Below are 13,468 nucleotides of genomic sequence, written 5' to 3' on the forward strand. Positions count from 1 at the left end.
GCTCATCCTTTAGTTTTGATTATTAGGCTTTAATAATGAAAAGAGATGCGCATTAAAGAATTGCTCATGCTTGAACATCGCATTTTTTAAAATGGCATCTTGCTCGAACCCTAGCTTTTGCAATAACTTCATTGAAGCGAGGTTATCTTCGCACACATAGGCAAACACTCTGGTGATATTGGTTTTAGTAAAAACAGTATCAAGTAGCATAGATGTTGCTTTTGTAGTAAACCCTTGTTGCCAATACTTTTTTGCCAGCCAGTAACCTAACTCACCTGAGCGATTGAACTCAAACTCGCCGGCTAATACGCTCACACAGCCAATAAGTGTGTTGTTAAATATAATCGCTTTAACGAGTTCACCTTGGCTACCTTCATTTATCCACCATAAGGCATCCTCTTCAGTATATGGAGAAGGGATTTTAGTTGATAGATATTGAGTTACATCTTTATCGTTAAGTATAGCGATAAGCTGCTCGGTATCTGACTCTATAAAATTTCGTAGCGTGATCACAACTATCCTTGTAATGCTATTAAAGCGAAAGGTGCAAAGGCACTATAACGTACCTTTGTCTATTATCATCCGTATTTTTCTTCTAACTCATTGGCTGTATGATAGCTTTCATGTGTTTTGAGCTGTTCTAGATAACGCGATAATTCTGGGAAGTGTGTTAGCACGCCAGATTCGGCGACTTTTTCAATAACAAAAGACATCATAAAGTCAGCGCCAGTCAACGTCTCACCAACAAGGTATTGCTTGCCTTTTAATTGCTGATTTACATAGCTCAAAATTTTGCCAATTTCATGGTCAGCATAATCAGCTATAAAGTTAGTTTTACAACCATCTTTAGTGATAAACAGTTTTAGTAATAAAGGCACCATAGCTGAACTTTCTGCAAAGTGAAGCCATTGCTGATAACTAAAATACTCCTCAGACTTTGGGGCTGGCATATATTTACCTTCACCATAAGTAGTAATTAGATAATCAGTAATAGCCCCTGATTCGGTAATTATCTTTTTGCCATCTTCAAGCACCGGTGCTTTACCTAGAGGGTGAATCTCTTTTAGTTCATCAGGTGCAAGGAATGTCTCTGGGTTACGTTGATAAGCAATAATATCGTAATCGACACCTAGCTCTTCTAGTAGCCAAATAATACGTTTTGAACGTGATTTATTTAAGTGGTGAAGTTTTATCATAAGTAATCCTTTTAAGTTGCGCTGCTCTGCAGCGCTAAGTATTTAATAAAGTTATAAAGGTTGCTGCACTTGAACAACTGTTTTGCCGAAATTTTCACCATTTAACATCGCGTTGAAGGCATTTAAAGTATTTGTAAAATCTGGCTCCATGTGTTCTTTATATTTAATCTTTCCTTCACTAAGCCATGCTTGCATGTCTTTGGCAAACTCTGCGTAGCGGTGGCCGTAATCATCAAAAACAATAAAGCCCTGTACTTTAATACGCTTAGTTAGTATTTGCCCCATTAACATTGATAAACGGTCTGGACCTGGAGGTAACTCAGTTGCGTTATACTGTGATACCAAGCCGCAAAGAGGGATTCGTGCTTTAGTATTTAACAGCGGTAAAACAGCATCGAATACATGACCACCCACATTTTCATAGTAAACATCAATGCCGTTATCACATGCTTTGCTTAACTGTTCACTAAAATCATTGGCTTTATGATCAATGCAGTAGTCAAAACCTAAGTTCTCAACGGCGTGTCGACACTTTTCCTTACCACCTGCAACACCAACAACTTTGCAGCCTTTGATTTTTGCTATTTGTCCAACGGTTGCACCTACTGGTCCTGTTGCTGCCGCGACAACGACAGTTTCTCCAGCTTTTGGCTCGCCAATATCAAGCAGCCCCATGTAAGCCGTAAAACCTGGCATTCCTAAAATGCCAAGTGCATATGATGGATTACTGGGGGCCTCACCAAGTTTCATTAGACCTTCAGTGTTACTAATTGCATATTCTTGCCAACCTGTATAAGCGAGCACCCACTCACCTTCAGTGAAATCAGGGTGAGCTGATTTTTCTACCTGACATACGGTTGCCCCAACCATCACATCGCCAATTTTTACAGGGTCGGCGTAAGATTTTGCGTCACTCATTCGACCCCTCATATAAGGGTCAAGAGATAAATATATGGTCCTTAACAGAACCTCACCCTTTTCAGGGGCTGCAATAGAGGTTGTTTTTAAGTGAATATTACTTTCGTTTGCTTGCCCATTTGGGCGGGAGGCTAGAATAAATTGACGATTTTGAACATCAGACATACTTGGCTCCTACTGCCAGGTGTAAAAAAGAGGTTTACTAATGTTGTGAGGACAAAGGAACAAAATTCAACAATGAAATTGTAACTATATAAATAATGACAATCCCTCAGCTGCAATAATCAGTTTTGCACGGGAATTAGGAACGGTGTATGCTAAATTTAGTTGAAGCTCATTAAAGGATTGATATGAAGCGTACTTTACTATTTTTTTCAGCGCTTTTTGCAACCAGTACTCAAGCAAATACTGATGTGTTGTCAGTGGATCCAGTGATGCTCTCTGGCAGTGCTTTTTCATTTGAGAATGATGCCAAGCGTTATCCTAAACAGAGCCAATTTAGCATTGTCCATAGTGTATTAATGAGCAGTGAAAGTGGTCGCCGTTTAGCTGTTGTGACTATTGAAAATAAAGCATCAGGCTCGCGTATTTTACAGGCCGACCATATTATGGCGTTGTTTGCTGATGGGCGTCGTGTACACCCTCTGAGTTTTGACGAAGGTATTAAGTTAGATGATGGCGAAAAACGCTCATTGACCTTATCTTTTGGTGAAAACGAATATCCGATTTTAGCGGTTTACACGAGTTTAAATGAGTAAAAGGATAGCCCATGAAATTACTTAAGCCACTGGCTATTACATTACTATTAAGCTCACCTTTAACCTTTGCTGTTGATAGCCAAGATTTTGTTAAAGATAACGTTTTCACGCAAGGCGTTGAAGGACCGACTATGCATAACGGTGCCTTATATGCGGTGAACTATGCTCAGCAAGGAACTATTGGCCGCGTAGACAACATGGGCAAAACTTCGTTATTTGTTCGTTTGCCAAATGATAGCATTGGCAATGGCCTACAGTTTGACTCACACGGTAATTTGTTTATTGCCGATTATGTTAACCACAATATTTTAAAAGTACCTGCAGGCAGCAATAAAGCAGAAGTCTTCGCTCATAATAGCAACATGAATCAACCCAATGACATTGCTATCACCAAAACTGGGGGGCTGTTTGCAAGTGACCCTAATTGGGCGAACGAAACGGGTCAATTGTGGCGTATTAATGCTGATGGCAGCACTAAATTGCTTGAGGAAAACATGGGTACCACCAATGGAATTGCTGTTAACAAGGAAAATACTAAGCTTTATGTGAATGAGAGTGTGCAGCGAGTTGTTTGGCAATATGACTTGGATGAGAACCTAAACATAAGTAATAAAAAAGTTTTGATTAAGTTTGCTGATCATGGCTTGGACGGTATGCGTGTTAATAATCAAGGACATGTGTTTATTACTCGTTATGGTGCTGGAAAGGTGCTTGAAGTCTCGCCTAGCGGCAAGGTGTTAAATAGCTATAAGTTAAAGGGTCAGCATCCAACTAATTTGGCCTTCGACGATATGCAAAGCAGAGTGTATGTCACCATGCAAAAACGTGGTGCAATAGAAGTGATTGAGCTTTAGCCTTGCTTTGCTCGCGCAATAGCGGCGGTGATTGCCGCCTTTGCTTGCGGGCTATTCTGCCAACAACTTGAATGTAGCATTGACGCTACTCGCTCAGCAATGGTGTTTGCATCAAACCCAGCTAACTCCTCAAATGATTCAATGCCCATTTCTTCAAAACGTTTTAGAACCGTAGGCCCCACACCTTTAAGTGCTAAAAGCGCGCTGCGTTCTTGCTCGTTAAATGGCATGTTTTTGTTCCTTGTTAGTGGAGTCTATAAAATGATGAGGGTTATCTAATCCTAGAAAAACAGTGTCGATATCATTCTGGGGCTCTTTAAGTGTGATTTTAATATTTGGATAGCCAGAGTAATTATAGCGTTTGATTGTTCGAGCGCGTGCAATGAAACCGGTATTTAAATCAATAGTTTTGATATTTGCTAAAGCAATATTGTATGCAGGATATAGCCCATAGCGAATAATGAGTTGCGATTTACTAATAGAAACAGGACGCCTTGCAACCGAACGGTACTCTGCAGTAAAGAATAAAAGGCTAAAAATAGTTAAACCAGTGATAATGTTTGCTGCTGATGGTGACCATATAAAGTGCAAAAAGAAGTGCATCATAGGCAACTCTAATAAGATTATAAAAATAAAGCCAAGTAAGTTAGCTTGTGATCCATCTTTTTTATGGTAACTAAAATGTTGTTCACCAGTGAAATAGCTTGGTTTAATGTGTTTAGCGTAAAATAAGAAAGCCCACATCCGTGTTTCGAAACATAAAAAGTTTGCAATTGTGTTTTGTTTGAAAAGCTTGTTAATTGGCCTTGCTATAGCTATATCTGGATCGGTCTGCTGGCTTAAAGCGGACTTTATTGCCAGATACACAGTTATGAGAGCGCTGAGCTCTAAAATTACAATCAAAGCTAAAAGCCCATAACGAGCATGCTCTAAGTAATTCATTAAAAACTTGTTTTGTTCGGGAATGATGTAACTCCCGATTAAAATAGCGAGTGAGCACAATACCACTGCTTTTAAAGCCGCTTCTTTCTTATTTTTAATTAATATTAAGCAAAGTACAGGTAATACTATCAGTGCATCTAGTAGGTATAACCATTCAAAGTTTGCATTCCCAAAGTCATTCAGTGGATGATTTCCTTGGTAATAAATGCCCCAAAAAAGACTAATACTAATTAGAAAAATAAATGGAATTTTTGACTTTATTGATTTGAGCATAGCATCTTCCTTGTAGCTTCTATCGCTCATATCTTAAACAACAATTTGTTCGTTGTCCCTTTTTATTCTTAAAGTAGTTATTACTTGAAATAAAAAAGCGCACCGGGCAGGGTGCGCTTGAGGGGATCAATCCTGTGTAGCTAAAACAGTAGGATTAATTAAAAACTTGGAGCATATCTCAGAGAAACACCGACAGAGCGGCCAATCACACTATAATCACTCACGGTGTTAAAGTGGTTTGCGCCTACCTCAGGTGTTGGCGGTTCACGGTCTAATAAGTTATCGACACCAAAGTTAACAGCAAGTTCCTCATTAACTTGCCATGCAGCGGCAAAATCTAAGTAATTTTGTGCTGAGATTGTTTCTGAACGCTCGACAGCATACTCTACTTCACCGATTCTGCGCCAGCCTAGTTGGAAGTTCATGTTATCTAACTGCCAATCAATGCTTGCGCGGTGTTTATAGTCGGCTTGTAAGATACTCGCAAAGTCACCTGAACAGGCGCTGCCATAGGTTCCTTTACAGTCTACTTCGGCTACAGTGCTGTTGTTTTGGCGTGTTTGTTTAGTAACAAAGTTACCTTGGTAAGAGAATCTAAAGCGACCACCCATTTGCTCTGGCGCATCAATCACATAATTTGCTGCAACATCGATACCTTCTTGTTCGATTGCAGCTAAGTTAAAGTCATTAACGATGGCTGTGCTAATAAAACCAGTGTTTGGATCACGAAGTACCGCACCACACAATGGGTTATTCGGATTTGGATCGTCAACATAACAGCTCTGTAGTGCAGCACCAGGCTGAATTTGGCTTACTGCATCTGTTACGCGAATACTGTAGTAATCGAGTGATAAATCAAAGCCTTCTAAATAGCTAGGTGTATAAACAATACCCAAGGTGTCTGATTCGGCTTGCTCAGGTTTAATATTCGGGTTACCACCATAGGTATATTCTGCCGTGCTTGAATCAAACTCAGTGCCAACAGGTGGTGCACCAAACGCAGCACACTGGGTTGCATCTCCGGTACCTAGTAAACATGGATCGCCGTTATAACGCCCTGCTAGTCTTGGTACAAATTGATCGCTGTTTTGATCGAATAACGATAACGAAAGAGCTGTAATTGGGCTGGCAAACTCACCTAAGTTCGGCGCTCTAAATGCGGTTAAGCGGTTTGCTCGAATACGAATGTCACTGTTAATCGCCCAGTTGATCCCTAACTTGTAAGTATCTTCAGCTTCGGTATTTGAGTAATCAGAAATACGGTATGCACCTTCAAAGCTAAGCTCTTCGGCAAATGGTTGATCAACCAAAATTGGCACCAATACCTCAGCGTAGAACTCTTCTGAGCTAAAACTTGCATCCATATCAAATGCGCTAATAGAAGCAAAGCTAGTACCATTTCTGAATGCATCGCCCGGTGTTTGTTTACCGGTTTCTTTACGGTATTCATAACCGACTGCAAAGTCGATAGCACCAGCAGGTAACTCAAATAAGAACCCAGAATCACCCGATAACGTTGCTGAGATTACGCTTTGTGTACGGTCGCGAGTGGTATATAGCAGTGGGTCGCTAAAGTCACTGAAGTCGTGGTTGGGATCAAAAATATCTACAGAGTTTGCAAGGGCAGCAAAGCGGCTATTACCACTGTTATCATTACGGTAAGCGTTATTGTAAATGGTTGCTACTTCGTCAGTTTTTCCGTACTGACCATATATGTCATAGTATAGGTAGTCAGTAATATCGCCTTTTAGACCCAGCTGAAATTGCATTGAATCACGCACAGCTTCAGTGTGTTGTACACCTAAGCCTAAGTTGCGCTCAACATTAACAAGGGCATTACCTTCACTGTCAAACGTTAGTTGATCACGTAATTCATCAGGAATATATGCATTGTCTTGGGTTAGGGTTACTTGCTCGTTAACAAAAATTGGGGTTTGGCCACTTGCGCCAGCACCATTAACGGTAACTTTAGAGTACATTGCGCGACCATAGGCAATGGCACTGTCGCTGACATCAACGTCGAATAATAAACCCGCAGAAAAACGGTCCATCGGTTGAGTTAAATAACGATCAGGAGTGAAATCAGCTGTTGGGCGCTCACTTGTTACAGCACCTGAATCTGCAATACCGATACTGTTGCCAGATGCAACGTCAGTATAATAACCACCGCTGTTTATCATCGCCGTTGAGTTTTCAAGTGCATAGTCACGTTCACCGGCTAATAGCTCTTTTCGTTCGGTATAGCCAATGTAGCCTGTTACATGACCACGGCCATCGGCGATATCACCGCCAAAAATAGCCTCGAAGTTAAGCTTTTCGTTACCGCCGTCGGCACTTTCATAGCTAGTTGAGAACTCGGCGCCAGTAAAATCATCGTCTAGAACAAAGTTAACAACACCGGCTACGGCATCAGCACCATAAACCGCTGCTGCACCACCTGTTAAGACATCAACGCGTTTAATTAACCCGGCAGGAATGGTATTTACGTCAACCGAATTACGAAAACTAAATGGTACGGCGCGAGTGCCGTCAATAAGTACCAATGTACGGTTTTGGCCAAGACCGCGTAAATCTATGGTTGATGAGCCAAATGAGTCACCGACTGTGGCACCTGTGCTGTTTGCACCTGCTGCAGCTTGTGGCAATTTTGCTGTAATATCTTCAACGTTTACAGCACGGTCTAGATGAATTTGTGCTTCATCAACGCTAACCACTGGGCTACTTGAGACCAGCTCGGTACGTTGAATACGTGAACCTGTAACTGTGATCACTTCAGGTTTTTTCGCCTCTGTGGCTTCTTCTGCGTGGGCATAACTTATTACTGAACTTACAGCGAGAGCTAAAGGTGAGAGCAGCAATAGTGAGCGATGCCCTGTAGATGTATTTGCTTTCATGATGATTCCCTTGCGTTTTATCATTTAAATCAACGCAGGTTGGTGTGTGACCTAGACCATTTAGTTAATTTAATGAGTCATACTTTTTGTTATGATGCTTCTGTGTTCTCCTTTTGGGGAGCTCACCGGTACAGTTTTAAAGCAATTTAAAAGTCTTTGCAATAATTATTCTTTAAATCTATTATTTTAAAATATAAACTATTCCATACCATCAACCCGCTTATTTACATCTAATAAGCTGATTTTAAGTGATTTATTTATGCATCAACATATTGAAAAACTGTATTTAAGCGCTAAGAAAGAAAAAAAATTAATAATTGGTCTAATGAGTGGTACCTCGTTGGATGGTCTTGATATTGCGCTGTGTGAAGTATCAGGGCAGGGTATGGACACTCGTGTAGAAGTATTAAAGTTTACTACGGTTGACTACGACGATGATTATAAAATGCGTGTAAAACGCGTATTCGCCAAGCGCGAGTGTGATCTTGAAGAAGTCGTCTTACTCAACCCTTGGATTGGCCAATTACATGGTGAAATGGTTGCCAAAACGTTAGCCAGCTGGGGAGTAGCAAAAGAACTTGTTGATGTGATTGCCAGCCACGGACAAACTATTTATCACTGCCCTAAAAACCAACACAAGCGACAAGAATATGGCAATGCAACTTTACAAATTGGTGATAGCGATCATTTAGCCGTGACTGCAGGCATTACCACCATAGGTGATTTTCGACAAAAACACATAGCAGCGGGTGGTGAAGGTGCGCCGCTTGCTGTATATGGTGATTATTTGTACTTCACAAGTACTAGTGAAAACCGCATATTGTTAAACATGGGCGGCATTGCCAACTTAACCTACTTACCAAAATCTGCTGATGCACGAGCGGTTTTTAGCTCTGATATTGGCCCAGGCAATACCATTATGGATGCCTATGTTCAGCGTTACTTCGCACCACTTCATTATGATAAAGATGCCGCTATTGCAACAAAAGGTACGGTAAATGAAGCTTTACTCAATGCGCTGTGTGATGATGCATTTTTTGGTTTAGGGTTTCCAAAAACCACAGGCCCAGAAGTGTTTAATCTAGACTATTTAGCAGCGGCACAAGCACGTTCAAATACGCAAGCGTTATCGCACTTTGATGTTATGGCAACTTTAGTGCAGTTTTCAGGAGTCATGATTGCCAAAGCAATTAACCAATGCAGTGAAGGCTTAACTGATGTGGCTGTATACGCCAGTGGTGGTGGGGTTCATAATCCATTATTAATGCAAGTTATTTTGGCTCATTGCCCAGAACTTACAGTAATCAATAACACTGATTCGTTGGGTATAAATCCAGATGCAAAAGAAGCTGTGTTATTTGCTATTTTAGCTAACGAATGTTTGTCGGGTGGACAACAACGCTTTGGTAATACCAAGCAAGGGATCCCCGATATTACCATGGGTAAAATTAGCTTTGCTGATTAGAGCCTAGAAAAAGGCTAAAAAGCTTGCGCCAATATGACTGATGTAATGGCGTAAGCCATGGTTTTTAGCTTGCTCAGAAGTTAACAGCTCTGGTGACGTGCTCGCTGCAATGCTGACATCAAACTGGGCGCTGTCTTTAAGTGTTGCATGCATACCGTGTAGCATTAATTGCAATACAAATTCACCACTGTGAGTAACGTTTTCTAAGGTAAGCATAATAACGTGCTGTTCTAGATCGTGTTGCGTTAAAGTGTGCGCAGTAAAATACGCTGACTCACGGGCATCAGGGCGTGTTGCACTGATTGAGATCACATCACCTTCATGGGCATCATCTGGCAGCACACAACAAAATACAACACGCTTTTGCTCATTAGCCGCAAAATGCAATTGTTCATATTCCATAGTATGCGCAAGTGCAGCACATAAAGGGTCTTCACTAGAGGGGAGTGCAAACGAAAGTTGCACCAAGGCACTGTCCATTACTTCTTCATTACGTTAGCTGATTAAATTAGCGTCAATTATTGATCAGTTAAATTACAGAATTATGACTATTGTCATATTACGGATTATTTATTTCAAAAACAGAGAAAAGTTGAATGTTTGATTCGTTTTGGTCGGATATAAGTCTCAACATATTTGATAATGAAATTGCGTTTATTAGTCGTTATTGCGAAAAGAGGCTCTTTCAAAAGCATGTAATTATCGACCATTTAGGCTTTATAAGCCTGATAAATCGCTTTTATCAGGCTATAACTCGTGATTAGCAAATATGGTATTCGCCACGGGGTTTGTTGCTAAACATAAACGCTTGTAACTCAGATTTAAGAACTTCGACAATGTCGGTCGTAAACGGTGTTCTGATTTCACCTGAATCTAAATATCTAAGTAAATCAATTTCATGTATGAGAGCTGACTTAATAGAGTAGCTAATTGGATAAGTGACCTTAAATTGCTTGCGAGCTATCACATTATCGTGATTTTCAATGTCAACATAGAAAGTTAATTGATCATCTTCTTGGCAAAGGTTGCTGCAAGTTCCTTGTTCACGAATGCAATCTAAAACAATATTTCTGATGAAAATATCAAATTCGTTCATATTAATCCCTCAATTTTAGCCCATCCATTGGGTACAACTGAAATCTAGCAAAAAATAATTAATCTAGCCAATTCAATTTTGCAGCTTTTGGATTAACTCTTTCTGAACGGGTTGGTTTAAAAGCATTATGGGGACGTAGGAGTTAGTTGATAGAGGATAGTCGTTAGAGGATAGTCGTTAGAGGATAGGATGCGCGAAACAAGTTTCACGCCTACGTTGTAGCAGCGGCTTTATGCCGCGTCATTGATAAATATTACGAGAAACGAGAAACGAGAAACGAGAAACGAAATACGAGAAACGAAATACGAGAAACGAAATACGAGAGGCGAAATACGAGAGGCGAGATGCGAGATACGATGGGCGAGGTAAAACGCGATGTGAAATCACTGCTACACAATCAGGTTCAGACTAAATTTAAAAACTGATGGGCTAAAGCCCGACCTACAATGTAAGTCGCTATTTATGGCGACAAGGACTCGAACCTCGCACCTCGATCCTCGCAACTTTCCCCTTTCCCCTAGAAACTCGCTAACTTACCCCAGACAACTAACCAGTTGTTTTGTATTTCTTTAATAGGCACACTGATAAGCCAAATAGGATATGTGCAGCAAGGTTTTGTAATGAAAAATGAGATAAAGCAACACATTGGCAGTGTTGCATTGGTGGTTAATGATTACGACGAAGCCATAGCCTTCTACACCGAAAAATTACAATTTACATTGGTCGAAGATACCGATTTAGGTGAAGGTAAACGGTGGGTTTTAGTCTCGCCACCGGGTTCTAATGGCACACACCTGTTGCTTGCAAAAGCCAGTAATCAGCTGCAAATGCACGCTGTTGGTAATCAAACCGGTGGTCGAGTATTCTTGTTTTTACACAGCAATGATTTTTGGCGTGATTACAACAGTATGAAAAGTAAAGGTGTTGTATTTAATGAATCACCAAGAGAAGAGCCTTACGGCACCGTAGTGGTGTTTCAAGATTTATACGGCAATAAATGGGACTTACTTGAGCTTAAACACTCTAAAGGTTAAAAATGGCTGGAGGGATTAGGAGTCGCTCAATGAAAACAAATACTGCTTCTCAATTTTTATGGTTTGTTTTTATTATTCCAGCTATTTGGTTCTCAATAGCTGTGATTGATAAAATGTTCTACGGTGTTGAACTTGTTTTTGCGAGTGCATTGATAGGTTTTATCGTAGGGTTACTACTACATAAGAAAGTAAACCCATCCGAGCTTTGGGATAGTTATGTAGATAAAAGGAGTTTTTTCAGAAGTCAGCTAAGAACGACTTATATGTTTATTTTGCTTACCGTGGTCGGCTTCTTAAATTTACATACTCTTATAGGTGAGCCTAAGACTGTCATTACGGAAATAGTAGACAAAAGAATTAGCACAGGGAGAGTTTCGAAAAATATTTTGGCCATTTCTCCAATTGAGTTTGGACCATTTAATTTAAATGTGAGCGAAAAATTTTGGCAGTCACAAGCCGTTGGTGATCAATTAGCTATTACAGTTCAAGAAAATATTTTTGGGTTAAATGTTGTAACTAATTACACATCTGCAAATTCACAATAGAGTAATGATGAATAATAAAGAAAGAAAAGAGCTAATCTTAAACTCGCTTGATGAGCAATCCTTCGATGATATCAATGATGCATTTAGCCATATTGGAGGTGACGTCAGCGCTTTAGAGGCCGTCCCGTTCGGATTGAGAAATGAAGTGATACGAATATTTGAAGATCTTGCCGATGGTGTAATTAATTCTAAAGAGTCCATTGAAAGGCTTCGAGCATTTGTGAGTTCAGTGCCTGATTAAACCCTGAGCCTCTTAGTTATAATCTCAAGGGAAAACGGCGCGCGAAACAAGTTTCACGCCTACGTTGTAGCAGCGGCTTTATGCCGCGTCATTGATAAATTTTTACGAGAAACGAGAGGCGAGGTAGAAGCGCATCTCGCTCCTCGTAACTTTCCCCTTTCCCCTAGTAACTCGCTAACTAATCCTAGAGCCTAGCTCCTAGCTCCTAGCCCTTAGCCTCTAAAACCTCCCGCCTGACTATCTCTGCGCCTTTACTCAATGCATTGAGTTTGGCGTTTGCTATTTGGCGAGGGAGGGGGGCCATACCGCAGTTTGTGCATGGATAAAGCTTGTCTGCATCAACATATTTAAGGGCTTCGCGTAATGTTTGCGCAACCTCTTCAGGGGTTTCAATTTCATTGCTTGCTACATCAATGGCACCCACCATCACTTTTTTGCCACGTATCAGCGCTAATAGCTCAATGGGGACGCGTGAGTTGTGGCACTCCAACGAAATGATATCAATATTCGACTTTTGAAGTTTTGGGAATACTTCTTCGTATTGACGCCATTCACTCCCCAGTGTTTGTTTCCAGTCTGTGTTGGCTTTAATACCATAGCCGTAGCAAATGTGTACGGCGGTTTCGCACTTTAAGCCTTCGATTGCTCTTTCTAGGCACTTAATGCCCCAGTCATTAACTTCATCAAAGAACACATTAAACGCAGGCTCATCAAATTGAATAATATCAACACCCGCAGCTTCGAGCTCTTTCGCCTCTTGGTTGAGAATTTTGGCAAACTCCCACGCTAGTTGTTCACGGCTTTGATAGTGCTCGTCATACAAGGTGTCGATCATGGTCATAGGCCCTGGTAATGCCCACTTTATTGGTTGCTTGGTCTGCGAACGTAAAAACTTGGCGTCTTCCACAAACACCGGCTTGCTGCGAGAAACCGGGCCAATTACACTCGGAACACTTGCTTCGTAACGGTTACGAATAGTCACTGTTTTACGGTTCTCAAAATCAACGCCATTTAAGTGTTCGATAAAGGTCGTCACAAAATGCTGGCGTGTTTGCTCACCGTCGCTCACGATATCAACGCCAGCTTGATGTTGCTCTTGTAAGGCAACGCGCAGCGCGTCTTGTTTGCCATCGATAAGCTCCGCACCTTGTAATTTCCAAGGCGACCATAAGGTTTCAGGTTCAGCGAGCCAAGCTGGTTTTGGTAAACTGCCTGCTGTCGATGTTGGTAATAACTTTTTCATTTTTACTCT

At 40.9% G+C, this 13,468-nt stretch carries 15 protein-coding genes; 6 read left to right on the forward strand and 9 right to left on the reverse strand.

Features of this window, described 5'->3' with window-relative positions:
* Positions 1–9: 9 nt before the first annotated feature.
* From HCZ11_RS01110 to HCZ11_RS01120, 3 genes are all read right to left on the reverse strand, one after another.
* Complete coding sequence (locus HCZ11_RS01110) at positions 10–513, reverse strand: GNAT family N-acetyltransferase (protein WP_167657380.1); 504 nt, start codon at positions 511–513, stop codon at positions 10–12.
* A gap of 65 nt (positions 514–578) precedes the next feature.
* The gene (locus HCZ11_RS01115; protein WP_167657381.1) at positions 579–1,196 is read right to left on the reverse strand and encodes a glutathione S-transferase family protein; all 618 of its coding nucleotides are present in this window, start codon (positions 1,194–1,196) and stop codon (positions 579–581) included.
* A gap of 51 nt (positions 1,197–1,247) precedes the next feature.
* The gene (locus HCZ11_RS01120) at positions 1,248–2,279 is read right to left on the reverse strand and encodes an NADP-dependent oxidoreductase (protein ID WP_167657382.1); all 1,032 of its coding nucleotides are present in this window, start codon (positions 2,277–2,279) and stop codon (positions 1,248–1,250) included.
* Positions 2,280–2,464: 185 nt separating this feature from the next.
* Between HCZ11_RS01120 and HCZ11_RS01125 the strand changes: the two genes are divergently transcribed.
* Both HCZ11_RS01125 and HCZ11_RS01130 read left to right on the forward strand, forming a co-directional pair.
* Positions 2,465–2,872 carry a hypothetical protein gene (locus HCZ11_RS01125; protein ID WP_130052915.1) on the forward strand — a complete coding sequence of 136 codons (408 nt, stop codon included), beginning with the start codon at positions 2,465–2,467 and terminating at the stop codon, positions 2,870–2,872.
* An 11-nt stretch (positions 2,873–2,883) separates the two neighbouring features.
* Positions 2,884–3,726, forward strand: a complete 843-nt coding sequence (locus tag HCZ11_RS01130; RefSeq protein WP_167657383.1) for an SMP-30/gluconolactonase/LRE family protein — start codon at positions 2,884–2,886, stop codon at positions 3,724–3,726.
* On the opposite strand, the gene HCZ11_RS01135 is transcribed toward HCZ11_RS01130, so the two are convergent.
* From HCZ11_RS01135 to HCZ11_RS01145, 3 genes are all read right to left on the reverse strand, one after another.
* Entirely contained in the window at positions 3,723–3,956 is a 234-nt protein-coding gene (locus HCZ11_RS01135; protein ID WP_167657384.1) for a helix-hairpin-helix domain-containing protein, read from the reverse strand. The two genes, HCZ11_RS01130 and HCZ11_RS01135, sit on opposite strands and share 4 nt — an antisense overlap.
* Complete coding sequence (locus HCZ11_RS01140) at positions 3,946–4,941, reverse strand: hypothetical protein (protein ID WP_167657385.1); 996 nt, start codon at positions 4,939–4,941, stop codon at positions 3,946–3,948. The genes HCZ11_RS01135 and HCZ11_RS01140 overlap by 11 nt, the downstream gene beginning before the upstream one ends.
* Before the next feature lie 158 nt (positions 4,942–5,099).
* Positions 5,100–7,835 carry a TonB-dependent receptor gene (locus HCZ11_RS01145; protein ID WP_167657386.1) on the reverse strand — a complete coding sequence of 912 codons (2,736 nt, stop codon included), beginning with the start codon at positions 7,833–7,835 and terminating at the stop codon, positions 5,100–5,102.
* 259 nt (positions 7,836–8,094) lie between these two features.
* Between HCZ11_RS01145 and HCZ11_RS01150 the strand changes: the two genes are divergently transcribed.
* Entirely contained in the window at positions 8,095–9,300 is a 1,206-nt protein-coding gene (locus tag HCZ11_RS01150) for an anhydro-N-acetylmuramic acid kinase (protein ID WP_130052910.1), read from the forward strand.
* Positions 9,301–9,303: 3 nt separating this feature from the next.
* Here the strand turns inward: HCZ11_RS01150 and HCZ11_RS01155 are convergent, their stop codons facing one another.
* Positions 9,304–9,780, reverse strand: coding sequence for a hypothetical protein (locus tag HCZ11_RS01155; RefSeq protein ID WP_167657387.1), 477 nt, complete (start codon positions 9,778–9,780; stop codon positions 9,304–9,306).
* A gap of 280 nt (positions 9,781–10,060) precedes the next feature.
* Positions 10,061–10,396, reverse strand: coding sequence for a hypothetical protein (locus tag HCZ11_RS01160; protein WP_167657388.1), 336 nt, complete (start codon positions 10,394–10,396; stop codon positions 10,061–10,063).
* Between the two features lie 620 nt (positions 10,397–11,016).
* Here HCZ11_RS01160 and HCZ11_RS01165 point away from each other — a divergent pair.
* From HCZ11_RS01165 to HCZ11_RS01175, 3 genes are read left to right on the forward strand one after another with little or no spacing between them, the layout of a single operon-like run.
* Positions 11,017–11,430, forward strand: a complete 414-nt coding sequence (locus HCZ11_RS01165) for a VOC family protein (protein WP_167657389.1) — start codon at positions 11,017–11,019, stop codon at positions 11,428–11,430.
* Positions 11,431–11,459: 29 nt separating this feature from the next.
* Positions 11,460–11,975, forward strand: coding sequence for a hypothetical protein (locus HCZ11_RS01170; protein ID WP_167657390.1), 516 nt, complete (start codon positions 11,460–11,462; stop codon positions 11,973–11,975).
* 7 nt (positions 11,976–11,982) lie between these two features.
* Entirely contained in the window at positions 11,983–12,216 is a 234-nt protein-coding gene (locus HCZ11_RS01175; RefSeq protein ID WP_167657391.1) for a hypothetical protein, read from the forward strand.
* Between the two features lie 205 nt (positions 12,217–12,421).
* Here HCZ11_RS01175 and HCZ11_RS01180 read toward each other — a convergent pair whose 3' ends face one another.
* Positions 12,422–13,459, reverse strand: coding sequence for a methionine synthase (locus HCZ11_RS01180; protein ID WP_167657392.1), 1,038 nt, complete (start codon positions 13,457–13,459; stop codon positions 12,422–12,424).
* Positions 13,460–13,468 lie beyond the last annotated feature (9 nt).

The sequence above is a fragment of the Pseudoalteromonas sp. HF66 genome (assembly GCF_011806445.1).
Taxonomy (GTDB): Bacteria; Pseudomonadota; Gammaproteobacteria; order Enterobacterales; family Alteromonadaceae; genus Pseudoalteromonas; species Pseudoalteromonas apostichopi.